The sequence below is a fragment of the Erwinia oleae genome (genome assembly GCF_000770305.1).
Taxonomy (GTDB): domain Bacteria; phylum Pseudomonadota; class Gammaproteobacteria; order Enterobacterales; family Enterobacteriaceae; genus Erwinia; species Erwinia oleae.
Genome location: NZ_JNVB01000039.1, coordinates 19,469 through 45,395 on the forward strand (window position 1 = coordinate 19,469; position 25,927 = coordinate 45,395).

Sequence of the window (25,927 nt, forward strand, 5' to 3'; positions counted from 1 at the left end):
CTTTTTCTTTTCAGCTTCGGCTCTTCAGAAAATCTTCAAAACTAAGCGTATCACTCTCTTCAATTTCCTGCTGATTAACCTTCGAGCGTACGGCTTCCTGCATGAGCTGTGGTTCATTGAGGATCTCCAGCGATTCTTCCGTAAGCTGATGCCGATATTGCTCCGCCAGCGCCAGGCCGGTTCCGCAGAGACCATGCTCTTTCATCTGCGCCAGAATGCGCGCCGAGTAGGTTAACTCCGGATCGTCAAACGAAGCGACCAGCCGATCGCACACGTCCTGATAGTGACGTTCGCCCTGCTGACCGTCGAGCGTTTCAGCCACGCGACGCAGATCCTTAAACAGCAGCTTGCCAGTATCTGCCAGCAGCGTCTGCGCTTCACCGCAGCCAACGCCCAGCAGCAGACCCGGCTTGCGTCCTTCCAGAATCACGCGGTTCCAGTTTGCGCGGGTACAGAGCAGTTCTTCGCTGCTCATCTCCGGCGCCTCCGCCAGTGCGCACCAAATCAGGAACAGATCGAGAAAACGAACCTGGTTGGCATCCACGCCCGTTGCTGAGAACGGGTTAATATCCAGAGAGCGCACTTCAATATACTCAATGCCGCCGCGCAGCAGCGCATCGGAAGGATTTTCACCAGAGCGGGTGACGCGCTTAGGGCGAATCGGCGCATACAGTTCATTTTCAATCTGCAAAACGTTGGTATTAAGCTGGAGCCAGTTGCCCTGCGCATCTTTGGTTCCCATGCGGGCATACTCTTCCGACGGCGTTTTTATTGCCGCCTTCAGGGCTTCCACATAGCCCGCCAAGCTGTTAAAGGTGATACCAAGGCCGCTTTGCGACTTGTTGGTATAGCCCAGATCGCTCAGGCGCAGCGAGGTTGCCCACGGCAGATACATTGTGCCATTTTCGGTGCGTTCGAAAGGCAGTCTGGTCTCTTTTCCCTGTAAAAAAGAGGAACAGATGGCAGGCGACGCGCCAAATAAATAGGGAATAATCCAGCCGAACCGATAGTAGTTACGGATCAGGCGCAAATAGCCGTCTGAGATCGCTTCCTGACCGCTTTTTTCATCTTTCACGCCGGCCCAGGCCTGCCAGAACGTTAGCGGAAGAGAAAAGTTATAATGCACACCGGATATAACCTGCATCAGCGCGCCATAGCGATTCTTTAAGCCTTCGCGATAGAGCGTTTTCATCCGGCCGATATTCGATTTGCCGTATTGTGCCAGTTGAATAGTCGCACTGTCTTCAATCATGCACGGCATACTCATTGGCCACATATACTCTTCGCCCAGCTCGCGCGCCGTGTGACGATGAATATCGCGTAAAAAAACCAGCAAACGATCGATATCGTCATTTACCGGCGTAATAAACTCCAGCAGCGTTTCAGCAAAATCGGTGGTGATCCACTTGTGCGTTAACGCAGAACCAAGTGACTCAGGGTGCCCGGTCGTGGCCAGATGGCCATCGGGTCTGACGCGCAGGGTTTCGCGCTCAATGCCGCGACCAATACCTTTTAATGCGTCAGGATGCGCTTCCAGCCAGGATAGCGCTTGTGATACGTCCGGGATCAAATTGACCTCCCGCTCGGAGATTGATTTATTATTGTTAAGCATAATGTTAATCGCAGCGCCGATTATTCGCGAATCATTGCCGCTTTTCCATGCCATAAATGTATCAGCCATTAAGCTGTTGCTGTGTTGTGCCATCGCTCCCGCCATCTGCGGCAGAGAGCGGGCAATGATAATATGAGTCAGAAAGCCGGGCGTGGTATGACGTGCGGTCTCCAGCCTAACGCAGGCGAACATCCACAAAATCCATCCCTGCCGCCTGCGCTGCCTGAATGCCGAAATCCGCGTCTTCAAAAACGATGCAGCGCTGCGGAGCAACATTCATCAGTTCGGCGCAGCGCAAAAACGTTTCAGGCTCTGGCTTGTGGTGGGTGACATCATCTGCGCCGACGATAGCGTCAAAGTAGTCGCGCAGGCCGAGATGTCTGAGCAACGCATCCGCCATGGCGTGTTCGCTACCTGTGCCTACAGCCATTGGCCTGCGGCCTTTATAGGCCTTGACCACATCAATTAACGGCAAAGGGCGCACAGAATCGCCATCAAGCAGCATCTCTTTTACCGTCGCCGTTTTTTCCGCAGCCAGCGCTTTCGGATCGAGATCGGATTGATAGCCGGCGATCAGTACCTGAGCGATGCGCCAGCTTGGCGAGCCGTTCAGGCCGATAATGGCGTTTTCATCAAACGCCATGCCATAGCGCCCTAAAACAATATGCCAGGCTTCACGATGCGTCGGTTCGGTATCGAGGATGGTGCCATCCATATCAAATATCAGGCCTTCATAGCCATCGTACATAGCCTACTCCACCCTTGATTCAGTAAACCGATACTTTAGCGCAAAGAGCGCCCGTTGTCGCGGTCAGCGGAGTAGCGTAAATCCCTTGATATACAAAGGTATTTTTATTATCAGAATTTGGCGAGGCTCAAAACGTACGCAAAATGGAATGATTAAACATAAGAAAGAGTGTTGAAAGGCGAATTATGTAATAAGAAGAGAAAGAATATAAATATTGCCGACACAAGCAAATGGTGCATCCGGGAGGATTCGAACCTCCGACCGCTCGGTTCGTAGCCGAGTACTCTATCCAGCTGAGCTACGGATGCAGTGTAAATTCTGCGATGACGCCAGGTGCCGACTGCTCACCATTGATACAGGCTGCTAACGCTGCATCGTACTAAAAAATATGGTGCATCCGGGAGGATTCGAACCTCCGACCGCTCGGTTCGTAGCCGAGTACTCTATCCAGCTGAGCTACGGATGCAAATGGCGGTGAGGCGGGGATTCGAACCCCGGATGCAGCTTTTGACCGCATACTCCCTTAGCAGGGGAGCGCCTTCAGCCTCTCGGCCACCTCACCATACGCACTCTTGCGAGCTGTGCCTCTGAACGTTTCTGCTCATCGGTACTGCGTGGCGCACATATTACTTTGGCGGACTTATAAGTCAAACAATTTTTCCCCTTACGTGTTTGATTGCACAATTCCCACGCAATCCGGGTATTTCAGCGACAAAAAGGGTGATTTATCAACAATGAGAGTTTCATCGACGTGCAGAAAAGTGGGTAAGAAAACGTGAGCAAAAAGGGAGGAAACAGCGAAAAGCGGGAAAATCGAAGGGTGCGGGACAAAACCGGTAGCGCCTCGCTAAAAACAGCGAGACGCCTGATCCGTTAGTAACTCGTTGGCTGAGTTTTTTCGGCCTGAATACGCTGATAAATTTCTTCACGATGGACCGATACTTCTTTAGGGGCGTTCACACCAATGCGAACCTGGTTCCCTTTAACTCCCAGCACCGTTACAGTCACCTCATCACCGATCATGAGGGTTTCACCAACTCGACGAGTTAGAATAAGCATTCTTTGCTCCTTGAAAGATTAAAAGAGTCGGGTTAACTGTCTCCCGGCATTATCCATCATATAACGCTAAATGTAGACTATGACAATTACATCACAACTGCACCATCATACTCATACATTCTGCTGATAGTTAGTTTAGCCGAAATACACACCGCCAACCTGACTTTATGTTTATAGAGGCGCATCAATACAAGAAACGCCGCGGAGAACGCTCCTGCGGCGCCTTCTGAGACGCATTTTTATAGTCTTACAGTTTTGTATCAACCCATGACGCAACGCTGGACAGGGCCGCAGGCAGCGCCTGCGCATCGGTTCCTCCGGCCTGAGCCATATCAGGACGGCCTCCGCCTTTACCCCCGACCTGACGGGCAAGTTCGCCCACCAGCTCGCCCGCTTTGACGCGATCGGTTAAGTCTTTTGTAACCCCGGCAATCAGTGAAACTTTTCCGTCTGCGACAGTTGCCAGCACAATAATGGCGGACTTCAACTGGTTTTTCAGTTCATCCACCATCGTGCGCAGCATTTTTGGTTCTACATTGGCAAGCTCGCTCACCAGCAGCTTAACGCCGCGAACGTCAACAGCCTTGCTGCTTAACGATGCGCTCTCCTGCGCCGCCTGCTGATCCTTCAACTGCTGTAGTTCTTTTTCCAGCCCGCGCACCTGCTCAAGCATGGCGCGGACTTTCTCATTCAGATTGCTGCTGTTCGCCTTGATCAGGTGTGCAATGTCCTGAAGCTGTTCGCTTTGCGCATAGATCTGCGTCAGTGCGCCTTCGCCGGTTACGGCTTCGATACGGCGTACGCCTGCCGCAGTACCTGACTCAGAAAGGATACGGAACAGGCCAATGTCGCCTGTGCGACTGGCATGCGTACCGCCGCACAGCTCGGTGGAAAAATCGCCCATCGTCAGCACGCGTACACGGTCGTCGTACTTTTCGCCAAACAGCGCCATTGCGCCCTGCGCCTTCGCGGTGTCGAGATCCATAATGGTGGTTTCAACAGGAAGATTGCGACGGATCTGCGCGTTGACGATCTCTTCAACCTGACGAATTTCCTGTGGCTTCATCGCTTCAAAATGTGAGAAGTCGAAACGAAGATACTTGTCGTTAACCAGTGAGCCTTTCTGCGCCACATGATGGCCCAGTATCTGGCGCAGCGCGGCGTGCAGCAGGTGCGTGGCGGAGTGGTTCAGACGAATGCGATCGCGGCGGGCCTGGTTGACCTCAGCGGCAAGCCGCTCGCCAACGCGAACATGGCCGGAGGTCAGGCTGCCAATATGCCCTATCGCCTGCCCGTATTTTTGCGTATCGGTGACGGCAAAGCTCGCCGTTTTGCTTTTCAGCTCGCCGGTATCACCGACCTGACCGCCTGACTCGCCGTAAAATGGCGTTTCATCAAGCACGATGACGCCTTCCTGACCGGCAGCGATTTCACTGGCCGCCTGGCCGTTAACGAAAATCGCCTTCACCGTCGCGTTCAGTTCAAGCTGCTCATAGCCTTTAAAGCCTGACGCCTGATCAATGCGGATCACGTTATTGTAATCGGCGCCAAAACCGCTGGCGTCGCGCGCGCGCTGACGCTGCTGCTCCATTGCCTGCTCAAAACCTGCTTCATCGATTTTCAGATCCCGTTCGCGGCAGACATCCGCCGTCAAATCAACCGGGAAACCGAAGGTGTCATAAAGGCGGAAAACGGTTTCGCCGTCGAGCGTGTCGCCCTTCAGGTTATTCAGTTCTTCATCCAGCAGCGCCAGTCCGCGCTCAAGCGTTCTGGCGAACTGCTCTTCTTCGGTTTTCAATACCTGCTCGACCTGAGACTGCTGCCGCGCCAGCTCTTCACCGGCGGCACCCATCACCTCAATCAGCGGCGCAACCAGCTTCCAGAAAAACGTACCTTGCGCGCCAAGCATGTTTCCATGTCGAACCGCGCGACGAATAATACGGCGCAGCACGTAACCACGATTTTCGTTGGATGGAATCACGCCATCCGCCACCAGGAAGGCGCAGGAGCGAATATGATCGGCAATGACGCGCAGCGATTTACTGGTCAAATCCGTTGCACCGGTGACGGCAGCAACAGACGCAATCAGCTTCTGGAAGAGATCGATTTCGTAGTTGGAATTAACATGTTGCAGTACTGCCGTAATACGCTCCAGCCCCATACCGGTATCAACAGAAGGCTTAGGCAGCGGCAACATCGTGCCGTCGGATTGACGGTTGAACTGCATAAAGACGATATTCCAGATCTCAATATAGCGATCGCCGTCCTCTTCCGGGCTGCCCGGAGGGCCGCCCCAGATGTGCTCGCCGTGATCGTAAAAAATTTCGGAGCATGGGCCGCACGGACCGGTGTCTCCCATCTGCCAGAAGTTATCGGAAGCGTAAGCGCTGCCTTTGTTGTCGCCGATGCGAATAATGCGCTCGCGCGGCACGCCGACTTCGTTTGCCCAGATATCAAACGCTTCATCATCGGTTTCATAAACCGTCACCCACAGTTTTTCTGCAGGCAGGTTGAACCACTGCGCACCGGTCAGAAGTTCCCACGCAAAGCCAATCGCTTCGCGCTTGAAATAGTCCCCGAAGCTGAAGTTACCCAGCATTTCGAAGAAGGTATGATGACGCGCGGTATAGCCGACATTCTCCAAATCGTTGTGCTTGCCGCCTGCGCGCACGCAGCGCTGCGAGGTGGTCGCGCGCGTGTAGTTGCGCTTGTCGCCGCCGAGGAAAACGTCTTTAAACTGGTTCATCCCTGCGTTGGTGAACAGCAGCGTCGGGTCATTGGTCGGGACAAGGGAGCTACTCGCTACAACCTGATGTCCTTTACTATGAAAAAAGTCGAGAAACGTCTGGCGAATCTCCGCCGTGCTCTTGCTCATAATTATCCTGGAATCTCGCTAACGGACGTCTCGTGCGTTTACTCCACCGGCAGAAAAGTGCTCCCTGCGGCGACACACGAACAAAAAGTGGTGAATAAGATAAATTTTCTTCAGTGGGAAGTAAAATCCCAATGGCGGTCATTCGTCAAAATTTGAGAAAATCTCGCGAATATCTTCAGAAAAGAAGCCCTTGCTCATTAAATAGCGCTGCACTTTTGCTTTTTCTTTCCACTCCGTGGGGAAAGGCAGGCCGAACTTACGTTCCGCCACCTCAAAAGCGCGTTTTGCCCAGTCGATGTCTGCTTCATTAAGCGCCTGGTCGACCAGCGCTTTATCCACCCCTTTTTGACCCAGCTCCATACGAATACGCTGCGGCCCGTAACCTTTGCGGCTACGGCTGACCACGAACCGCCCGGCAAATCTCGCATCGTCCAGATAGTGATTTTCATAGCACCAGGCAACAACGCGCTCAAGCAGTTCTGGTGAGAGCGGTTCTGGTTCGCGCGACTGCGTTTTCGCAAAGGTGGCGGCGCGTTCAGCCGATAGCGACAGCTTGCGCCGAAGCTCTGCCTCGCTGTGATCACGCATAGCGAGAATACGTATCGCCTTGTCAAGAAAGCGCGAAAACTGGCTACGTTCAGTGGTGTCTGACATTCAACTCCCTGCGTTTATGCTGCAAGCAGATTAAGGGTAGCGGGAAGAGATAAAAGAAGGAATAAAAAAAGAGCGGCTTTCAGGCCGCTCTGTCGTGTTAGTGCATTCATCGGCCGATAGTCTACGACCTGCGAACTCAGAAGTTTTCGTCAGCTTCGCTGGGTTCGTGAGCTTCCGCTTCAGTTGGGGTGAAATCGGGTTTGCTGTCTGCGCTGTTCAGCAGCGTAGCACGCAATTTGGTATCGATTTCGTTCGCAATCGCCGGATTTTCCTTCAGGAAATTACCGGCATTGGCTTTACCCTGACCGATTTTGTCGCCATTGTAACTGTACCAGGCACCCGCTTTTTCAATCAGCTTATGCTTCACGCCCAGGTCGACCAGTTCACCGTAAATATTGATGCCCTCGCCGTACATAATCTGGAACTCGGCCTGCTTAAACGGCGCCGCGACTTTATTTTTCACGACTTTGACGCGGGTTTCACTACCAACCACTTCGTCGCCTTCTTTGATCGCACCGATGCGGCGGATATCCAGACGGACGGAGGCATAAAACTTCAGCGCGTTACCGCCGGTCGTTGTTTCCGGGTTACCAAACATCACGCCAATTTTCATACGGATCTGGTTGATGAAGATCAGCAGCGTGCCGGAGTTTTTAAGGTTACCCGCCAGTTTACGCATCGCCTGACTCATCATACGTGCCGCCAGGCCCATATGTGAATCACCGATCTCACCTTCAATTTCCGCTTTCGGCGTCAGCGCTGCAACGGAGTCGACGATAATAACGTCTACCGCACCGGAACGCGCCAGCGCGTCACAAATCTCCAACGCCTGCTCACCTGTATCAGGCTGAGAGCAAAGCAGGTTATCAATATCCACGCCCAGTTTCTTGGCGTAGACCGGATCCAGCGCATGCTCGGCATCGATAAACGCACAGGTTTTGCCTTTGCGCTGCGCTGAAGCGATGACCTGCAACGTCAGCGTCGTTTTACCGGATGATTCCGGGCCGTAGATTTCGACAATACGCCCCATTGGCAGGCCGCCAGCGCCCAGCGCGATATCCAGAGAGAGCGAGCCGGTGGAGATAGTTTCCACATCCATGGTACGGTCTTCACCCAGACGCATGATAGAGCCTTTACCAAATTGCTTTTCAATCTGGCCCAGCGCTGCTGCCAGTGCTTTTTGCTTGTTTTCATCAATAGCCATTTCAACTCCTAATCAGGCGGGTAAAGCGTTCGCGGCTTTATTCGGTTAACTGAAAGCAATTATACTGTATAGCCATACAGTATCAAGTTTATTTTTTAAGAAAAAGGTCACGCAGCGTCAGGAGCGCGCAGGCCGTGGCCTGGCGGCGAACCGATTCGCGGTCACCGGTGAAAATTTTGCACATGGCCTGCGTTGGCGATGTCTTGCAGGCGAAGCCAAACCAGACCGTGCCAACGGGTTTTTCCGCTGAACCACCTTCCGGCCCGGCGATACCGCTGACCGAAACGGCAAAGTGCGCATTTGCTTTTTGCCGCGCGCCTTCCGCCATTTCCCGCACCACCTGTTCGCTGACCGCGCCATAAGCCTCAAGCGAAGCCGTCGCGACGTTAACCAGTTCCTGCTTGGCGTCGTTGCTGTAGGTCACGAAGCCGCGCTCAAACCAGCCTGAGCTGCCGGGAACGTCGGTAAGCACTTTAGCAATCCAGCCGCCGGTACAGGACTCCGCCGTGGTGACGGTCGCTCCGCCGGCTTGCAGAAGCGTGCCAATTTCAGTGCTGAGCTGCATGAGTTCTGCATCTGTCATGGGTGTTCCTTATTTCTTCAGGTAGGGCGGCCAAGCCTATCACCTTTCACCGTCGGATCACGCTACAGGCAGCTGTTTTGCGAGCCTTTTCCCAATATCGCCCTTCATAAAGCAGTCAGGCGAACACCTTATAAACTGTCTTTCGCTTCACGTACCGCCAGCCCCAACTGCCAGACGGCCATCGCATAGTGGTTGCTGTGATTATAGCGGGTTATGGCATAGAAGTTCGGCAACCCGAACCAGTACTGATAGTCAGTGCCCATATCGAAACGCAGCAGGCTGACCTGCTGGTCGCCAGCCAGTTTCACCTGCGGCGTAAAGCCTTCTGATGCCAGCGAAGCAACGGTGTAGCGCGTTTTAAAACCGGTTTCGCGCGTGGTGGCGAAGCCAGTCACCGGCACCGCGACCGTGCCGTTTTTCTGCCAGCCGTGCGCGTTAAAGTAGTGGGCCACGCTGCCAATCGCATCAACCGGATCCCACAGGTTAATGTGACCATCGCCGTTAAAATCAACCGCATAGCTTTTGAAAGAGGACGGCATAAACTGCCCGTAGCCCATTGCGCCCGCGTAGGAGCCGCGAAGATCGAGCGGATCGTCGCCCTCTTCCCTCGCCATCAGCAGGAAAGTTTCCAGTTCGGCACTGAAGAAGTCGGCGCGGCGCGGGTAGTTAAAGGCCAGCGTGGCAAGCGCGTCGATAATGCGCGTTTTGCCCATCACCCGTCCCCAACGGGTTTCCACGCCAATAATGCCGACAATAATTTCAGGCGGTACGCCGTATACCTGATAAGCGCGCTGGAGAGCATCCTGATACTGATTCCAGAACGCTACGCCGTTTTGCACGTTTGAAGGCGTGATGAATTTACTGCGGTAGCGTATCCAGGCACCGTTCGGGCCGATCGGCCCCTGAACGACGGGCGCCTGCCTGTCCATCAGCCGGATCACCCAGTCGAGGTTTTTGGCCTGTGCAAGCACGTCGTGGAGCTGCTGGCGCTGAAAGCCATGCTCGCGCACCATCTTATCGATGAACTGCTCCGTCGAGGAGTTGTTGGCGAAATCGCCCGTCAGAGGGTGGTAATCGTGAGTAGGTTCAAGCTGAAAGCCGCCGCCAAACGGATTGCCCTGCGGCTCAACGGCCTGAGGCGGCTGATGCTTGCTGCTACAGGCGGCAAGCATCAGCACGGCGGGAAAAATGAAAGCCAGATAGCGCATTGAATATCTCTGATGCGATGCGAAAAAGTAGTCGTCATGTTAATTGATTGAATAAGCAGAAGGAACGGGACACAGAAGATATTAGTGATTTTCGTTACTTTTTAACGCGCCGCAGCATCAGAGAGAAACTTACAGAGGATAAGAACGGAAAAGGCCGGATTTCTCCGGCCTCAGGCTTACTGTTTCTGACCGCTAGCGACGATTACGCACCAGTTGATAGCGACGCGTAAGATACTCCACCGGCGCGCTCCAGATATGCACCAGGCGGCAGAACGGGAAGAGCAGGAACAGCGTCATGCCCAGTACCATATGCACGCGGTAAATCAGCGCCACGCCCTCAAGGTGCGCGGAAGCGCCGCCCTGGAAGGTGACCACCGCCTGCGCCCATCCCACCAGCTTCATCATTTCGCTACCGTCCATATGGTGGGCGGAGAAAGGAATGGTTAACAGCCCGAGGAGTGCCTGCGTCACCAACAGCACCATGATCAGAATGTCTCCGACGCTGCTGGTTGCCCGCACGCGTGGATTGGTCAGACGGCGCTTGAGCAGCAGCAGCCCGCCCGCCAGCGTCATCAGCCCGCACACGCCGCCGGCAATCATCGCCAGCTTCTGCTTCACGTCGATCGGCAGGAAAGATTCGTACATCCAGTGCGGCGTCAGCAGGCCGACGAGGTGACCAAAAAAGATACCGATGATGCCGATATGAAACAGGTTCGACGCCAGCCGCATCCCTTTTTTGTCCAGCATCTGGCTGGAGCCGGCGCGCCAGCTGTACTGACCGTAGTCGTAGCGTAACCAGCTACCGATCAGGAACACCGATCCCGCGATGTAAGGATAGATATCGAAGAATAAGCGAGAGAGAAATTGCATAATTAGTTTCCTGTAGATCGCGTTGTGGCCTGTGCCACGTCGAGATACTGTGGCGCAACCGCCCCGGCAAAGCGGCGCTGATGCGCGGCCTGCTGAGCAGATGCGCAGCCCTGTTCGCCAAGGAACTTAACCTGTTCCTCTTCCCAAACGGCATCCAGCGCCGCCGGCGTGTCGTCGCGGGCCTCTTTCGCCACCTGCGGTTGCAGGCTGGCGGCGTCCACCTCGGCGCCGGAGAGCGACACCAGCGCATCGAACAGCCCGGCGTACGGGCTTTGACGCTGCTGCAACCGGGCCGCTAACAGCGCGAGGATCGGCGCAATATCCTGCAATCCGCCGCGTGCGCGGTCAGCGCTGCCGCTGGAGAGGTACTCCAGATAGAGCGGCAGAAAGTCCGGCAGCTCTTTAGAATCAAGCTCCAGGCCATCTTCCCGATACTGATTGAGCAGATCGACCATCGCCTGTCCGCGATCGCGTGATTCACCGTGGACGTGCTCAAACAGCAAAAGCGACGTGGCGCGTCCACGATCGAACAGCTCGCAGTATTCCGCCTGCACGTCCAGCAGCGGACGTGCGCAAAACGTGTTGATAAAAGCAATCAGGCGGGCACAGTGCCGCGTCTCCAGCTCGCTGGCGGACGCCAGCGCGGCGATCAGTTCCCGGTGATTGTCGAACAACGCCCGATCGGGATAGTCGAGCAGCCGTGCGATAACGCGAAGTGCGATCATGACGCATCCTCCTGACGCGGAGTTCTGACCGTCACGTCGATAGCATCGATACGGCGGCTGTTGAACAGGTTGAACGTTGAATCACTGCCGCGACAGCCGTCGCCGAAACTGAAGCCACAGCTTTTGCTTTCCGGGAAGGCTTCACGCGCCAGTTCACGATGGCTTGACGGCACCACGAAGCGATCCTCGTAGTTGGCAATGGCGAGATAACGATACATCTCCTGCGCCTGTGCTTCGCTCAATCCCACCTGCTCCAGCGCGGTGGTATCCACTTTGCCGTCAACGGTTTCGGCGCGTTTGTAGTGACGCATCGCCAGCATGCGCTTCAGCGCCAGCAGTACCGGCCCGGTATCGCCCGCAGTCAACAGGTTTGCCAGATACTGCACAGGAATGCGCAGGCTTTCGACGTCGGGCAGCACGCCGGTGTGCGCCAGCGCGCCCGCATCCGCCGCAGACTGAATCGGCGACAATGGCGGCACGTACCACACCATCGGTAGCGTGCGGTATTCCGGGTGCAGCGGCAGCGCCAGCTTCCAGTCCATCGCCATTTTGTAAACCGGCGAACGCTGCGCGGCGTCAATGACGCTTTGCGGCACGCCGTCTTTCAACGCCTGCTCAATTACCGCCGGATCGTTGGGATCGAGGAAGATGTCCATCTGGCTCTGATAGAGATCTTTTTCGTTTTCTGTCGATGCCGCCGCTTCAATGCGGTCGGCGTCGTAGAGCAGCACGCCGAGGTAGCGAATGCGACCGACGCAGGTTTCTGAGCAGACGGTAGGCTGGCCCGCTTCGATGCGCGGGTAGCAGAAGATGCACTTCTCAGATTTACCGCTCTTCCAGTTAAAGTAGATTTTTTTGTACGGACAGCCGGTCAGGCACATTCGCCAGCCACGGCATTTGTCCTGATCGATCAGCACGATGCCGTCTTCGCCGCGTTTGTAAATCGCGCCGCTCGGACAGGTCGCCACGCACGCCGGGTTGAGACAGTGCTCACACAGGCGCGGCAGGTACATCATGAAGGTGTTCTCGAACTGGCCATACATCTCTTTCTGGATGTTGTCGAAGTTCTTATCCTTCGAACGTTTTTCGAACTCGCCGCCCAGAATCTCTTCCCAGTTCGGCCCGTTCTCAATTTTCTTCATCCGCTGGCCGGTGATCAGCGAGCGCGGACGCGCAATCGGCTGATGTTTGCCTTCCGGCGCGTTGTGCAGATTCTGATAGTCGTAGTCAAACGGCTCGTAGTAGTCATCCAGCGCGGGAACGTCCGGGTTGGCGAATATTTTTGCCAACAGGCCGACGCGGCCGCCCATGCGCGGTTCCAGCTTGCCGTTGATTTTACGGATCCAGCCGCCCTTCCACTTCTCCTGATCCTCCCAGGCGTGGGGATACCCGACGCCGGGTTTACTTTCGACGTTATTGAACCAGGCGTACTCCATGCCTTCACGGCTGGTCCAGACGTTTTTACAGGTAACCGAACAGGTATGGCATCCGATGCATTTGTCCAGGTTCAGCACCATACCGACTTGCGAACGAATTTTCATTGTTTTTTCTCCTGCTGACTGCCCTGGCAATCGTCGGTGCCTTCGCCGTCTAACCAGTTAATGTTATTCATTTTTCTGACCACCACGAACTCATCGCGGTTAGAACCGACGGTGCCGTAATAGTTAAAGCCGTAAGAGAGCTGTGCGTAGCCGCCGATCATGTGGGTTGGCTTCGGACAGGTGCGCGTCACCGAGTTATGGATACCGCCGCGCTGGCTGGTAATTTCCGAACCGGGAATGTTCACGATGCGTTCCTGCGCGTGGTACATCATGGTCATACCGGCCGGCACGCGCTGGCTGACCACGGCGCGCGCGGTTAATGCGCCATTGGCGTTAAAGACCTCGATCCAGTCGTTATCAACGATGCCCAGTTCACGCGCGTCGTCTTCACTCATCCACACAATCGGGCCGCCGCGCGACAGCGTGAGCATCAGCAGGTTGTCGCTGTAGGTGGAGTGAATGCCCCATTTCTGGTGCGGCGTCAGGAAGTTGAGCGCCTTCTCCGGGTTGCCGTTCGGTTTTTTGTTCAGCAGTGGTTTGGCCGCGCGGGTATCAATCGGCGGACGATAAACCAGCAGGCTTTCGCCAAAGGCACGCATCCACTCATGATCCTGATAAAGCTGCTGTCGGCCGCTCAGCGTACGCCACGGGATCAGCTCATGAACGTTGGTGTAGCAGGCGTTATAGGAGACGTGCTCATCTTCCAGGCCTGACCAGGTCGGGCTGGAGATGATTTTGCGCGGCTGCGCCTGGATATCGCGGAAGCGAATTTTCTCGTCTTCTTTGTTCAGGGCCAGGTGCGTATGGTCGCGTCCGGTAATGTCGCTCAGCGCCTGCCAGGCCTTAACGGCGACCTGACCATTGGTTTCCGGCGCCAGCGCCAGAATGACCTCGGCGGCGTCGATAGCGCTCTCAATTTTTGGCCGACCGGCTGCCGGACCTTCCGCTTTGGTGTAGTTAAGCTGTCCGAGGAAATCGACCTCTTTCTGGGTATTCCAGCTGATGCCTTTACCGCCGTTGCCCAGCTTGTCCATCAGCGGGCCAAGCGAGGTGAAGCGATCCCAGGTGGCCGGGTAGTCGCGTTCAACCGCGATAATATGCGGCGCCGTTTTGCCAGGAATCAGTTCACATTCGCCTTTTTTCCAGTCTTTCACGTCGAAAGGCTGGCCCAGTTCGGCAGGCGAATCGTGCTGAATCGGCAGCGTAACGACGTCGGTTTCCACGCCAAGGTGGCCCACGCACAGTTCAGAGAACGATTTGGCAATGCCTTTGTAGATTTCCCAGTCGCTTTTGGACTCCCAGGCGGGATCGACAGCGGCTGAGAGCGGATGAATAAACGGATGCATATCCGAGGTATTCATGTCGTCTTTTTCATACCAGGTTGCCGTTGGCAGCACGATATCGGAGTAGAGACAGGTGCTGGACATGCGGAAATCAAGCGTCACCACCAGATCCAGCTTGCCTTCGCCGCCCTGGTCGAGCCACTCAACCTCTTCCGGCTTCATGTCGCCCTGCTGGCCAAGATCTTTACCCTGAATGCCGTTCTCCGTGCCCAGCAGGTACTTCAGCATGTACTCATGCCCTTTACCCGAAGAGCCGAGCAGGTTGGAGCGCCAGACGAACAGGTTACGCGGGAAGTTTTGCGGATCGTCCGGCTGTTCGGCGGCAAAGCGCAGCGAGCCCTGCTTCAGGCTCTCCACCGTAAAATCAACCGGCGACTGGCCTGCGGCCTTCGCCTGCGCGGCGAGATGGAGCGGATTCACGTTCAGCTGTGGCGCAGAAGGCAGCCAGCCCATCCGTTCGGAACGTACGTTAAAGTCGATCAGGCTGCCGCTGAAGCGGGATTTGTCCGCCAGCGGAGAAAGCAGGTCGGCCGGTGACGTTTTTTCGTAGCGCCACTGACTTGAGTGGTTATAGAAAAAGGACGTGCCGTTCATGTGACGCGGCGGACGCTGCCAGTCTAGCGCGAACGCCAGCGGCGTCCAGCCGGTTTGCGGACGCAGTTTTTCCTGACCCACATAGTGCGCCCAGCCGCCGCCGCTCTGGCCGACGCAGCCGCAGAAGATCAGCATATTGATCAGGCCGCGATAGTTCATGTCCATGTGGTACCAGTGGTTCATACCGGCACCGACGATGATCATCGAGCGACCACGGGTTTTTTCGGCGTTTTCTGCAAATTCACGCGCAATGCGGATGATGTTCTGACGCGATACGCCGGTGATCTGCTCCGCCCACGCCGGGCTGTAGGCTTTCACATCGTCATAGCTGCTGGCGCTGTTGGCATCGTCCAGACCGCGCTCCAGGCCGTAGTTGGCCAGCGTCAGATCGTAAACGCTGGTGACCAGCGCTTCGCTGCCGTCGGCCAGTTGCAGGCGTTTTGCCGGCAGCTTGTGCAACAGGATCTCTTCCAGCGCTACGTTGGTGAAGTTTTCATTAACGATGCCGCCGAAATACGGGAAGCCAACCTCAGCCACCTCGTCGTGGCTGCCGAGCAGGCTGAGCTGAAGCTCAACGTCCTGCTGCGTCTGGCCGTCGCGCTGCTCCAGATTCCACTTCCCTTTCTCGCCCCAGCGATAACCGATTGACCCCTGCGGCGCGACCAGTTCGCCATTTTGCTGATTAATGGCGATCGTTTTCCACTCAGGGTTGTTTTCCTGGCCCAGCCCGTCAACAAGATCGCTGGCGCGCAGCATGCGGCCTGCGGCGTAGTGACCGCCTTCACGCGGTTCCAGCAGAACCAGCATCGGCATGTCGGTATAGCGGCGGACGTAGTCGGCGAAGTAGCTCACCTCACGACTGAGGTGGAACTCTTTCAGAATCACGTGGCCCATCGCCAGCGCCATGGCGGCATCGGTGCCCTGTTTTGGATTCAGCCACTGATCGCACAGCTTGGCGACTTCTGAGTAGTCCGGGGTCACGGCGACAGTTTTGGTGCCTTTATAGCGTACTTCAGTGAAAAAATGCGCATCTGGCGTACGGGTCTGCGGCACGTTAGAGCCCCAGGCCATAATATAAGAGGAGTTGTACCAGTCTGCGGATTCCGGCACGTCGGTCTGCTCGCCCCAGGTCATTGGCGAGGCAGGTGGCAGGTCGCAATACCAGTCGTAGAAACTCAGGCAGGTGCCGCCGATCAGCGAGAGATAGCGCGCGCCGGACGCATAAGAGACCATCGACATCGCCGGGATCGGCGAGAAACCCACGATGCGATCCGGGCCGAAGGTTTTTGCCGTATAAATGTTGGAAGCAGCGATCAGTTCGTTGATCTCCTGCCAGCTTGAGCGAACAAAGCCGCCGCGACCGCGCGCGACTTTATAGCTTTTCGATTTTTCAGCATCGCTGACGATAGAACCCCACGCCTCAACCGGATCGCTGTGCAGCGCTTTTGCTTCACGCCACAGTTTGATCAGACGCTTACGCATCAGTGGATATTTCAGGCGGTTCGCGCTGTAGAGATACCATGAATAACTGGCGCCGCGAGGGCAGCCGCGCGGTTCATGGTTCGGCAGGTCAGGACGGGTACGCGGATAGTCGGTCTGCTGGGTTTCCCAGGTGACCAGGCCGTTTTTAACGTAGATTTTCCAGCTACAGGAACCGGTGCAGTTAACGCCATGCGTCGAGCGCACGATTTTATCGTGCTGCCAGCGGCTGCGGTAGCCATCCTCCCAGTCGCGGTTGGTATTCAGTGTCTGGCCGTGATTGCCAGAAAAAGGTGTCGCACCCTGTTTAAAGTAGCGAAACCGTTCGAGAAACTTGCTCATCCGGAGTTCTCCTGAAGGCTCTGTTCTTATAAGTGAAGCCTGGTGACATTGCTTAATCTGTGCGCAAGCGTACTGACGCCTGTACCGGTGCAGATTGACGGCGATCAACTGTTGCGGGTTGTAAAACCGAGGGATTTAGTCGGATTACCACTTCAGTGGTATAAAGCCAACCAATAATAACCACATGAAAAATAAGTGAAAAAATCAGCATTCATTGTGGGTTTCCGCTTATCACTCCTCACCCGGTTATTTAGGGGTAGAAGCCGATCGGCACGCTTTTCGCTGCCGATCGGTTTATCAATCAGCGGGCCTTTTTACGGCCATAGGCCAGCCAGGTGATCGCCACGCAGAGCAGGTAGAAGGCCAGGAACACCTTCATCGCATCGGCAGGCGAGCCGGTTAACGCCAGCGACATACCAAAGGTCTGCGGAATAAAAAAACCGCCGAGCGCGCCGATGGCAGAGATAAAGCCCAGCGCCGCAGAGGTTTCCGTCACGGCTTCATGCTGCGCGGTTTTGTCGCTGCCGCCGGCGGCTTTAACCCGCTCGATCGTCTGCTTACGGAAGATCGCCGCAATCATCTGGAAGGTTGAACCGCTGCCCAAACCGGCGTTAATGAACAGCACCATGAAGACGCTGTAGAAGGCGATAAATGAGCCAGGCTGGCCCTCGCCCGGCAGCGTGGTGAACAGCAGCGCGGTGAAGATCGCCATCACGATGAAGTTGAGCAGCGTCACGCGCACGCCGCCGAAGCGGTCAGAGAGCATGCCGCCTGCCGAACGCGCCAGCGCGCCGAGTAGCGGGCCGAAAAACGCATAGCGAAGAATGACCACGTCAGGAAACTGCGTTTTTGAGAGCATGGCGAACCCGGCGGCGAAGCCGATAAACGAGCCGAACGTTGCCAGATAGAGCACCGCCATGATCCACAGGTGAACCCGCGTCAATACGGGCAGCTGCTCACGCAGGGAGGATTTCGCCGCAGAGAGATCGTTCATGCCGAACCAGGCGGCCAGCGTAGCCACAATCAGAAACGGCACCCAGATCCACGCCGCGTTTTCCAGCCAGATCGCCTCACCGTCGCCAATATCCTGCGATGTACCACCGAAAAAGCCGAATACTGCAAAGGAGATAGCCAGCGGCGCAAAGAACTGCATTACGCTGACGCCAAGGTTGCCCAGACCGCCGTTGATGCCAAGCGCGCCGCCCTGCTTCTCTTTAGGAAAGAAGAAGCTGATGTTGCCCATGCTCGACGCAAAGTTCGCACCGGCAAAACCACACAGCAGTGCGATGATGACGAAGGTCTGGAACGAGGTGCCGGTATCCTGTACGGCAAAACCCAGCCACAGGCAGGGAATAAGCAGAATACCGGTGCTGAACGCGGTCCAACGGCGGCCGCCGAAAACCGGGATCACAAAAGAGTAAGGCACGCGCAACAGCGCGCCGGAAACGGCAGGCAGCGCGGTCAGCAGAAAAAGCTGATCGGTGGTAAAGGTGAAACCAACTCTGGAAAGGTTAACCGCAACGGCACTGAACAGCATCCAGACGCAGAACGAAAGCAGCAGACAAAATACGGAGATCCATAAGTTGCGACGAGCAATACGCTTGCCGCGATGCTGCCAGAATTCGGCATCTTCAGGCTGCCAGTCGGTCAGCACCGCGCCATTTTCAGGGCGTCGGGAGGGAGCAAGTTGTGACATAATCTTCTCATGAGTAAGGGAGTATTTGCCCACATCCTGCTTACCGCGTCCTGCATGCAGGTTGATGTAAATCAACGCGCTTGCAGGTAATTTTGCCGTGGTTTATGCCAGTTAACACCTGATAGGTAGAGGGTAATGATCGAGGATAGTGATGACTTTCATAACCTTACTAACGTCATTGCTTTTTCCGGAACCGCTCTTCCCTTTCAAATGAAATTAATGATTAACCCTTTAGTGGTATAGGGTTGGCTGTCGTTATGCGTAAAATAACGCCTCTTACTTTTTCCCCGCCCGGCTCGCCGTGGCACAGACCTGACGGAGAGCCGCCGTGAAAGAAGATGCCGCTACCATCTTACTGATTGACGATCACCCTATGCTGCGCAACGGCGTCAAGCAGCTGATTGGGCTGGACGATCGCCTGGAGGTGATTGGCGAAGCCAGCACCGGCGAACAGGGCGTCGCGCTGGCGGAAGAGCACGATCCCGATCTGATCCTGCTTGATTTGAACATGCCGGGAATGAACGGTCTGGACACCCTATTGCAACTGCGTATGCTTGAGCTTTCCGGCCGTATTGTGGTGTTCAGCGTCTCTAATCATGAAGACGATGTGGTGAACGCGCTTAAACGTGGCGCGGATGGCTATCTGTTAAAGGATATGGAGCCGGAAGAGCTGCTAAAATCGCTGCATCAGGCCGCTGCCGGACAGATGGTGCTGAGCGAGACGCTGACCAACGTGCTGATTGCCAGCCTGCGGGAAAACCGTCCGGCTGAAGAGCGCGATATTGAGCAGTTGACGCGACGCGAGCGCGATATTCTTAAGCTTATCGCTCAGGGCATGACCAACAAGGCGATTGCGCGCCGCCTGTCGATCACGGAAAGCACGGTCAAAGTACACGTTAAACACATGTTGAAGAAAATGAAGCTTAAATCCCGCGTGGAAGCTGCGGTGTGGGCGTTGCAGAGCGGAAACGATTAACGGTCTTGCGGAGGCCAAATGGGCGAGACAGAGCAGTCATGGACGGTGCGCAAGCGCCCGATGAAACTCAGCACCAGCGTTTTTTTAATGGTCAGCTCGGTAATTATTTTAGTGCTGCTGAGCGTCCATTTACTCTACTTCTTTCAGGTCAGCGACATTGCCCGCGACAGCGTAAAAGATAAGGCGCTGGCGGTGGCGCGCACCCTGGCCACGTCCACTGAAATCCAGCGCGCGCTCACGCGGCCCCCGTCTGACAATATCATCCAGCCTGTCGCCACCGCGGTGCAAAAAAACAACAATCTGCTGTTTGTGGTGGTCACCAGCATGGACGGCATTCGCTATTCGCATCCCAATCAGCGTGCTATCAACCAGCATTTCATCGGTGATGATATTGATGCGGCGCTGAAGGGAAAAGAGAATGTCGCCATCAACCAGGGCATGCTGGACAAAGCGCTGCGCGTCTTTACGCCGGTTTATAATGCGCAGCGTCAGCAGATTGGCGTGATCGCCATCGGCATTTCACTGAGCAAAGTCACCCAGCAGATCAACCATACGCGCTGGAGTATCCTCTGGACGGCGCTGTTCGGCGCGATCGTGGGCGCGCTGGGTACGGTTTGTCTGGTGAAGATCCTGAAGCGCATTCTCTTCGGGCTGGAGCCCTACGAAATATCCACGCTGTTTGAGCAACGCCAGGCGATGCTGGAATCAATTAAAGAAGGCGTGATCGCCGTTGACGATCGCGGCCACGTCACGCTGGTGAATCATCAGGCGCGGCGACTGTTTGAAAGCATGGACGATGACGACAGCGTCGGCATCATGCAGCGACGCGCCTCCGGCCCGCTACTGGATAACCTTTGCGACGTGCTGCGCACCGGTAAGCCACGGCGGGATGAAGAGATCAGTTTCAACGGCAGGCTGCTGCTCAGTAACACCGTGCCGGTGCGCAGCAACGGGCTGCTGCTGGGCGCGATTTGCACCTTCAGGGACAAAACGGAAATCAGCCAGTTGATGCAGCGCCTGAGCGGCATGGTGAATTACGTTGATGCCCTGCGCGAGCACTCCCACGAGTTTATGAACAAGCTGCACGTCATCCTGGGTTTACTGCATTTACAAAGCTATGAGAAACTGGAAGAGTACATTCTCAAAACCGCCAATAATTACCAGACGGAAACGGGATCGCTGCTTCAGCGCATTAAGTCGCCGGTCATCGCCGGTTTTCTGCTGAGCAAGATCAATCGCGCATCGGATAACGGGCTGCGGCTGCTCTTCAGTGACGACAGTTTTCTGCCTGACAGCGGCAATGAGCAGCAGGTTACCGGGCTTATCACTATCCTGGGCAACCTGATTGAAAATGCGTTTGATGCGCTCGGCCAGCAGCCGGACGGGGAAGTCAGCGTGCTGCTGCACTACCAAAACGGCTGGCTGTCCTGCGAAGTGAGCGACGACGGCCCCGGTATTCCGGAGGAAAATCTGGAAGCGATATTTGAAAAAGGGTTCTCATCGAAGGGAGAGCTGCGCGGCGTAGGGCTGTTCCTTACCCACCAGCAGATTCAAAACCTTGGCGGTAAAATTATGGTCGAATCTGAACCGGGCGTTTATACCCAGTTCTTTGTGCAACTCCCCTGGGATGGAGGTAACGTAAGCGGATGATTAATGTGTTAGTGGTCGATGATGATGCCATGGTTGCCGAGCTGAATCGCTGCTATGTGGAGCAGATTTCGGGCTTTACCTGCTGCGGCACCGCCTCGACGCTACAGCAGGCAAAAGATATCGTGCTGAACGGTCAGCGAAGCGTCGATCTGATCCTGCTTGATGTCTATATGCAACAGGATAGCGGGCTTGACCTGCTGCCTGCGCTGCGCAATGCGCGTCGCGCTGTCGACGTTATCATCATCTCTTCTGCGGCAGACGCCGCAACCATCCAGCAGTCGCTGCACTATGGCGTGGTGGACTATCTGATTAAGCCGTTTCAGTTTTCCCGGTTTGAAGAGGCGCTCACCGGCTGGCGTCATAAGAGATCGCTGACGGAAGGCCAGCAGTATTTCGAGCAGGCCGACCTCGACGCGCTTTTACACGGCGCGCCCGTGCAAAGCAGCGCGGATTCCCAGCGGCTCCCGAAAGGACTGACGCCGCAAACGCTGCGCACGCTGTGCCAGTGGATTGATGCGCATCCGGGCAGCGAGTTCTCAACGGATGAGCTGGCGGCGGCGGTAAACATCTCGCGCGTTTCCTGCCGGAAGTACCTGATCTGGCTGGCGAAATGCAATATTCTTTCCACCAACCTGCACTATGGACTGACGGGGCGGCCGGTGTATCGCTATCGCCTACAGGCGGAATATCAGGATCTGCTCAGGCAGTTTTGTCAGTAAACGCTCAGGCTGTAGTGGTTGTCGAGTTGAGTAAAGGTAAACTGCCGGGGCGAAGAGAAAACAATCCTGCCGTCTTTGGTAACAAAGATGGCTTCAATGTGCGGAACGTCAGCGAGATAAGCCAGGCCCTTCTCCACGCCCAGCCCGTAAATCAATGTGGTCCAGATATCGCCATCAAGCGAACGGTCGGAAACGATGGTCACGCTGTCGAGTTCGTTATCAAGCGGATAGCCGGTTTGCGGATCAAGAATGTGATGATAGCGACGTCCGTCATGCTCAAAGTAGCGTTCGTAGGTGCCGGACGTCACCACGGATTTGTTGTTAACGCGAATGATACCAAGCAGCGCGTCGTTGTCGCTGAAGGGCTTTTTCAAACCCACCGCCCATCCTTCGCCGCCCGCATCACCAAGCGTCTGCACGTTGCCGCCCAGGTTGATTAACGCGCTGACGACCTGCTGCTGCGCCAGATACTTCCGCACCAGATCGGCGATATAACCCTTGGCGATGGCACCCAGATCGATCTCCATACCCGCCTGCTGAAGAAAAACCGACTGCGCATCGTCGTCGAGCACCACCTGATGCGGGTCGGTCAACGCCAGCAGCGCGATGATCTCGTCAGCGGGAGGAACCGTACTGCCCTGAAAACCGATTTTCCAGCGTTTCACCAGCGGGCCAATCGTGAAGTTAAAGCAGCTGCCCGGCAGGGCGCTCACCTGCCGGGCCTGTTTGATCAATGCAAAGACGGCAGGCGAGACGCGGACGGGATGCCGACCGGCGGCATGGTTAACCGCCATGACTTCGGAGTGAGCCCGGTTAACCGTTAACAAATCTTCCTGCTGCTTGATCAGACGAAAAACGCGCGCCGCGAGCTTTTCATCATGTTCAAACAGCTTAAGAAGGACAGGCGATCCCATCAGTACGGCGGAATAAGCATAAACGCCCTGCTCTGCGGTCATGATGCTTCTCAATCAGTTAAAGCGTCGGGCCCGAGGACCCGACGATTAGCGCCGTGCCAGGGCAGCAGCGTTGCGGCCTGCCAGAATACCAAAGATGATGATATCCGCCACCGCATTCCCGCCGATGCGGTTCGCGCCGTGGATACCGCCAACCACTTCACCCGCTGCCCAGGCGCCGGTGATCACCTGTTTCTGCGCATCGAGAACCGCCGTATCAGTATTGATCGTGACACCGCCCATAGTATGGTGCACGCCGGGCGCAATGCGGATGGCGTAGAACGGGCCTTCACTCAGCGGATGACGCAGCGCGGTTTTGCGGCCAAAGTCTTCATCATTCTGATAGCGCACGAAATGGTTGTAGCGATCCAGCGTAGCGGTCAGCGCCTGTTGATCCATATTCAGCTTCACCGCCAGCTCTTCCGGCGTTGGCGCAACCTGAACAAAGCCTTTGGCGATATACTCATCGGCTGCTTTGTTGGCGGCGCGAACCTGATCGTCAAACACCACCCAGGCGCTTTTTTCCGGTAGCGCGATGATTTCTGCCGAAACTTTGTCGCGGGTTTCCATTTCATTAAAGAAGCGCTGACCGGCCTGGCTGACCAGAATCGCCCCGCCGCCGCGAATGGCTTCAGAAATCAGGTAAGAGGTGGTCTGTTCCACGGTCGGGTGAATCTGAATCTCTCCCATATCTACCGTGTCTGCGCCCAGTTTCTGCAACATCGCAATGCCGCTACCGGTTGCGCCTTTGTGGTTAGTGGTCACAAAACCGTCCAGTTCAGGGCGATATTTCACCACCATTTCACGGTTGGCGCTGAAGCCGCCGGTGGCAACAATCACGCTTTTCGCATTCAGAATGCGGCTGTCATTGTATTCGTCCACCACTCTGACACCGGTTACCGCGCCGTTTTCATACAGGATTTCGTCAACGGCGGTTTCCAACAGCACTTCAATGTTGCGCTTGTTGATATTTTTCACCAGCCCGCTGATCAGGAAGCCGCCGACCGCGGAGCGATCCGCCGGACGGTGGGTGCGGTCGATGCTCATGCCGCCGGTAATGGTGATGTCGTTCAGTTCGATATCATGGCCTGCCAGCCACTCAATGGCTTCCGGCGCCAGTTCAACAAACTCCTTCAGCAGCACAGGATTGTTTTTGAATTTACCGCCCTTCAGCGTCTCTTCGTAGAACAGCTCTTTGCTGTCATTGATGCCTTTCAGCTTCTGGAAGCGCGTTTCGGCGGCGTTCATGCCCACCGAGGCCTTAATGGTGTTGCCGCCAATGGTTGGCATCTTCTCGATGATCACCACGCGCGCGCCCTCATCACAGGCCTGAATCGCAGCGGCCAGACCGGCGCCGCCGCTGCCCACCACCACCACATCGTAATTTTGCGGCGCCATCGGGTTGCCGCCTTCGTCAATCACATGCTCTTTACTGGAGGTGGCCAGCGCGCGCGATACCGCTTTTTTCAGCGCCTCGCTCTGTGTGGTGGCGCCGGTGATGGCATCAACGTGCGGGCTGTTTGCCACCAGAATGCGCGTGCGCAGACTTTCAAAGGTGGTGGTAAAGTCCACGTCGAGCGAGTCGTCTGGCACCAGCATGATATCGGTGATGCGATCGGTATCCAGAGTAACGTTGATTTTCAGTTTCAGCGCTTCGGCTTCAACTTTTTCCTGATAGACGCCGGCTTTATATTTACGTCCGGCGGTGCTCATATCGCGGATCATGGCGTCGACCAGCGAGAAACGCCATAGCGGTTCAGGGATGTTCAGCGCTTCGCGTTTGGTGCTGTCAATAAACAGGTCGAGATGATCGTTATTAATGATGCGATCGGCCCAGTCCGGGTAGGCAATGCAGGCTTTACCGACGGCGATCAGGTCGAAACCTTTTTCCAGCCCCAGTTCCGCATCGGCCTTGTTCACCACGCCGCCGACGCCGATGACCGGCACTTTCGCCAGCGTCTCTGAACGCATGGCGCGATATTTCTCAATCAGCGGCGTCGGGTCATCACGATCGACGATTGAAGAACGCAGCAGCTGACCCACGGAGAAGTGCACGTAGTCCAGCCCGCGCGCGGCAAGTTTTTCCAGCAGGTACATGGTGTCGTCGAAGCGGATACCGGGAACTTCAATCTCTTCCGGCGAAAAGCGGTAACCAATAATAAAGGTATCATCGGCAAAGCGCTCCGCCATTTTATGGGTGATTTCGAGCACTTCCAGCGGGAAACGGGCGCGGTTATCGCGGCTGCCGCCCCATTTGTCGTCGCGCTGGTTAGAGTTAGGTGAATAAAACTGCTGGATCAGATAGGTGTTCGCGCCGTGGATCTCCACGCCGTCGAATCCGGCTTTGATCGCGCGGTTTACCGCATCGCCGAATTTAGTGATCATCACGTCAACTTCTTCAGCGGTAAGAGCTTTCGGCGTGGTGGCGCCTTCGCGCGGCGCGGCAATAGCGCTTGGCGCAACCGGGGTTCTGCCGCCGATCAGCTGGGGCTCAACCATCCTGCCGCCGTGATAGATCTGCAAAATCGCTTTCGACCCTTCGGATTTAATCGCCTCAGCGATTTTCGCCAGTCCGGAAATTTTGTTATCGCTGTCGATGGCGATAGCGCCAGGAAAGGCCGGGCCGAGCGGATCGATGAAGCAGCATTCAACGATCACCGTACCGATACTGCCCGCGCGATCGCGATAGTATTCAACCAGTTCGCTGGTAACGGTGCCGTCGTAAAAGCCTGTGCAGGTGGTCATAGGCGCCATCAGCAGTCGATTTTTCAATACGGCGCCGTTTGGCAACGTAAGGGGATTGAGAATTGGCGTGAGCGTATTCATAAGATTAACTCCAAATATTAAAAGCCGGAATTCTTTATCGGTTTCATCTGTTATTCGTTTTTATTTAAAACCGATGACATGGGGTTAATATAACGGTGTTTTTAGTTTCAAAACCTGCAACTTTAGTTAATTAACTAATTAACCCCTTAATTTGAATTAATACCCCTTATGGGATAAATTTTAGTTTACGAGCTGTTAAATTAATAACGTTTTTTAGTAACATTTTATTTACCTCGATTTTAACAGGTAATGTCCACATGTTACAGGTAT

General features: G+C 55.5%; 18 protein-coding genes and 3 tRNA genes. 3 read left to right on the top strand and 18 right to left on the bottom strand.

The features are described from left to right. Nucleotides 1–10: 10 nt before the first annotated feature. The 16 genes from gshA to GS12_RS13600 form a co-directional block, all read right to left on the bottom strand. Entirely contained in the window at nucleotides 11–1,612 is a 1,602-nt protein-coding gene (gene gshA, locus GS12_RS13525; RefSeq protein WP_034947959.1) for a glutamate--cysteine ligase, read from the bottom strand. Nucleotides 1,613–1,787: 175 nt separating this feature from the next. Then, a complete protein-coding gene (yqaB, locus tag GS12_RS13530; RefSeq protein WP_034947895.1) occupies nucleotides 1,788–2,360 on the bottom strand; it encodes a fructose-1-phosphate/6-phosphogluconate phosphatase in 573 nt (190 codons plus the stop codon). Nucleotides 2,361–2,591: 231 nt separating this feature from the next. Further along, nucleotides 2,592–2,668 (bottom strand) — tRNA-Arg (locus GS12_RS13535). An 81-nt stretch (nucleotides 2,669–2,749) separates the two neighbouring features. Further along, nucleotides 2,750–2,826 (bottom strand) — tRNA-Arg (locus GS12_RS13540). A 3-nt stretch (nucleotides 2,827–2,829) separates the two neighbouring features. After that, a tRNA-Ser gene (locus tag GS12_RS13545) sits at nucleotides 2,830–2,922 on the bottom strand. Nucleotides 2,923–3,233: 311 nt separating this feature from the next. Next, the gene (gene csrA, locus GS12_RS13550; RefSeq protein WP_026112062.1) at nucleotides 3,234–3,419 is read right to left on the bottom strand and encodes a carbon storage regulator CsrA; all 186 of its coding nucleotides are present in this window, start codon (nucleotides 3,417–3,419) and stop codon (nucleotides 3,234–3,236) included. 247 nt (nucleotides 3,420–3,666) lie between these two features. After that, a complete protein-coding gene (gene alaS / locus GS12_RS13555; RefSeq protein ID WP_034947897.1) occupies nucleotides 3,667–6,294 on the bottom strand; it encodes an alanine--tRNA ligase in 2,628 nt (875 codons plus the stop codon). A 138-nt stretch (nucleotides 6,295–6,432) separates the two neighbouring features. Next, on the bottom strand, nucleotides 6,433–6,948 hold the full coding sequence (locus GS12_RS13560; protein WP_034947900.1) for a regulatory protein RecX: 516 nt from the start codon (nucleotides 6,946–6,948) through the stop codon (nucleotides 6,433–6,435). Between the two features lie 136 nt (nucleotides 6,949–7,084). Next, nucleotides 7,085–8,152, bottom strand: coding sequence for a recombinase RecA (recA, locus tag GS12_RS13565; protein WP_034916538.1), 1,068 nt, complete (start codon nucleotides 8,150–8,152; stop codon nucleotides 7,085–7,087). A gap of 88 nt (nucleotides 8,153–8,240) precedes the next feature. Then, on the bottom strand, nucleotides 8,241–8,735 hold the full coding sequence (gene pncC, locus GS12_RS13570; RefSeq protein ID WP_034947902.1) for a nicotinamide-nucleotide amidase: 495 nt from the start codon (nucleotides 8,733–8,735) through the stop codon (nucleotides 8,241–8,243). Between the two features lie 128 nt (nucleotides 8,736–8,863). Beyond that, nucleotides 8,864–9,943, bottom strand: coding sequence for a lytic murein transglycosylase B (gene mltB, locus GS12_RS13575; protein WP_034947904.1), 1,080 nt, complete (start codon nucleotides 9,941–9,943; stop codon nucleotides 8,864–8,866). Nucleotides 9,944–10,135: 192 nt separating this feature from the next. Beyond that, nucleotides 10,136–10,813 (bottom strand): respiratory nitrate reductase subunit gamma, encoded by a 678-nt coding sequence (narI, locus tag GS12_RS13580; protein ID WP_034916543.1) that lies wholly within the window; start codon nucleotides 10,811–10,813, stop codon nucleotides 10,136–10,138. A gap of 2 nt (nucleotides 10,814–10,815) precedes the next feature. Then, nucleotides 10,816–11,538, bottom strand: coding sequence for a nitrate reductase molybdenum cofactor assembly chaperone (gene narJ / locus GS12_RS13585; RefSeq protein WP_034947906.1), 723 nt, complete (start codon nucleotides 11,536–11,538; stop codon nucleotides 10,816–10,818). After that, nucleotides 11,535–13,079, bottom strand: a complete 1,545-nt coding sequence (gene narH, locus GS12_RS13590; protein ID WP_034947909.1) for a nitrate reductase subunit beta — start codon at nucleotides 13,077–13,079, stop codon at nucleotides 11,535–11,537. The genes narJ and narH overlap by 4 nt, the downstream gene beginning before the upstream one ends. Continuing rightward, a complete protein-coding gene (locus GS12_RS13595; RefSeq protein ID WP_034947911.1) occupies nucleotides 13,076–16,837 on the bottom strand; it encodes a nitrate reductase subunit alpha in 3,762 nt (1,253 codons plus the stop codon). The genes narH and GS12_RS13595 overlap by 4 nt, the downstream gene beginning before the upstream one ends. Before the next feature lie 301 nt (nucleotides 16,838–17,138). After that, complete coding sequence (locus GS12_RS13600) at nucleotides 17,139–18,533, bottom strand: NarK family nitrate/nitrite MFS transporter (protein ID WP_034947914.1); 1,395 nt, start codon at nucleotides 18,531–18,533, stop codon at nucleotides 17,139–17,141. A gap of 328 nt (nucleotides 18,534–18,861) precedes the next feature. Here GS12_RS13600 and narL point away from each other — a divergent pair, with 328 nt between their 5' ends. Genes narL through dcuR form a run of 3 tightly spaced genes read left to right on the top strand, consistent with a single transcriptional unit; the run spans nucleotide 18,862 to nucleotide 21,878 of the window. Beyond that, nucleotides 18,862–19,509 (top strand): two-component system response regulator NarL, encoded by a 648-nt coding sequence (gene narL, locus GS12_RS13605; protein ID WP_034916551.1) that lies wholly within the window; start codon nucleotides 18,862–18,864, stop codon nucleotides 19,507–19,509. 18 nt (nucleotides 19,510–19,527) lie between these two features. After that, nucleotides 19,528–21,159: a sensor histidine kinase gene (locus GS12_RS13610; RefSeq protein WP_034947917.1), complete on the top strand. Its 1,632-nt coding sequence runs from the start codon at nucleotides 19,528–19,530 to the stop codon at nucleotides 21,157–21,159. After that, nucleotides 21,156–21,878, top strand: coding sequence for a two-component system response regulator DcuR (gene dcuR / locus GS12_RS13615; RefSeq protein ID WP_034916554.1), 723 nt, complete (start codon nucleotides 21,156–21,158; stop codon nucleotides 21,876–21,878). The genes GS12_RS13610 and dcuR overlap by 4 nt, the downstream gene beginning before the upstream one ends. Here the strand turns inward: dcuR and GS12_RS13620 are convergent. Both GS12_RS13620 and GS12_RS13625 read right to left on the bottom strand, forming a co-directional pair. Beyond that, on the bottom strand, nucleotides 21,872–22,834 hold the full coding sequence (locus GS12_RS13620) for an FAD:protein FMN transferase (protein ID WP_034947921.1): 963 nt from the start codon (nucleotides 22,832–22,834) through the stop codon (nucleotides 21,872–21,874). The two genes, dcuR and GS12_RS13620, sit on opposite strands and share 7 nt — an antisense overlap. Nucleotides 22,835–22,879: 45 nt before the next feature. Then, the gene (locus GS12_RS13625) at nucleotides 22,880–25,657 is read right to left on the bottom strand and encodes a flavocytochrome c (protein ID WP_034947923.1); all 2,778 of its coding nucleotides are present in this window, start codon (nucleotides 25,655–25,657) and stop codon (nucleotides 22,880–22,882) included. Between the last annotated feature and the right edge of the window lie 270 nt (nucleotides 25,658–25,927).

What these genes read in the sequence shown, in the direction of transcription:
- recA (WP_034916538.1), bottom strand. Translation starts at nt 8,152, where the DNA reads ATGGCTATTGATGAAAACAAGCAAAAAGCACTGGCAGCAGCGCTGGGC.
- GS12_RS13610 (WP_034947917.1), top strand. Translation starts at nt 19,528, where the DNA reads ATGGGCGAGACAGAGCAGTCATGGACGGTGCGCAAGCGCCCGATGAAA.
- GS12_RS13600 (WP_034947914.1), bottom strand. Translation starts at nt 18,533, where the DNA reads ATGTCACAACTTGCTCCCTCCCGACGCCCTGAAAATGGCGCGGTGCTG.
- narJ (WP_034947906.1), bottom strand. Translation starts at nt 11,538, where the DNA reads ATGATCGCACTTCGCGTTATCGCACGGCTGCTCGACTATCCCGATCGG.
- csrA (WP_026112062.1), bottom strand. Translation starts at nt 3,419, where the DNA reads ATGCTTATTCTAACTCGTCGAGTTGGTGAAACCCTCATGATCGGTGAT.
- mltB (WP_034947904.1), bottom strand. Translation starts at nt 9,943, where the DNA reads ATGCGCTATCTGGCTTTCATTTTTCCCGCCGTGCTGATGCTTGCCGCC.
- pncC (WP_034947902.1), bottom strand. Translation starts at nt 8,735, where the DNA reads ATGACAGATGCAGAACTCATGCAGCTCAGCACTGAAATTGGCACGCTT.
- GS12_RS13560 (WP_034947900.1), bottom strand. Translation starts at nt 6,948, where the DNA reads ATGTCAGACACCACTGAACGTAGCCAGTTTTCGCGCTTTCTTGACAAG.
- narI (WP_034916543.1), bottom strand. Translation starts at nt 10,813, where the DNA reads ATGCAATTTCTCTCTCGCTTATTCTTCGATATCTATCCTTACATCGCG.
- alaS (WP_034947897.1), bottom strand. Translation starts at nt 6,294, where the DNA reads ATGAGCAAGAGCACGGCGGAGATTCGCCAGACGTTTCTCGACTTTTTT.
- gshA (WP_034947959.1), bottom strand. Translation starts at nt 1,612, where the DNA reads ATGCTTAACAATAATAAATCAATCTCCGAGCGGGAGGTCAATTTGATC.
- GS12_RS13620 (WP_034947921.1), bottom strand. Translation starts at nt 22,834, where the DNA reads ATGACCGCAGAGCAGGGCGTTTATGCTTATTCCGCCGTACTGATGGGA.
- yqaB (WP_034947895.1), bottom strand. Translation starts at nt 2,360, where the DNA reads ATGTACGATGGCTATGAAGGCCTGATATTTGATATGGATGGCACCATC.
- GS12_RS13625 (WP_034947923.1), bottom strand. Translation starts at nt 25,657, where the DNA reads ATGAATACGCTCACGCCAATTCTCAATCCCCTTACGTTGCCAAACGGC.
- narH (WP_034947909.1), bottom strand. Translation starts at nt 13,079, where the DNA reads ATGAAAATTCGTTCGCAAGTCGGTATGGTGCTGAACCTGGACAAATGC.
- GS12_RS13595 (WP_034947911.1), bottom strand. Translation starts at nt 16,837, where the DNA reads ATGAGCAAGTTTCTCGAACGGTTTCGCTACTTTAAACAGGGTGCGACA.
- dcuR (WP_034916554.1), top strand. Translation starts at nt 21,156, where the DNA reads ATGATTAATGTGTTAGTGGTCGATGATGATGCCATGGTTGCCGAGCTG.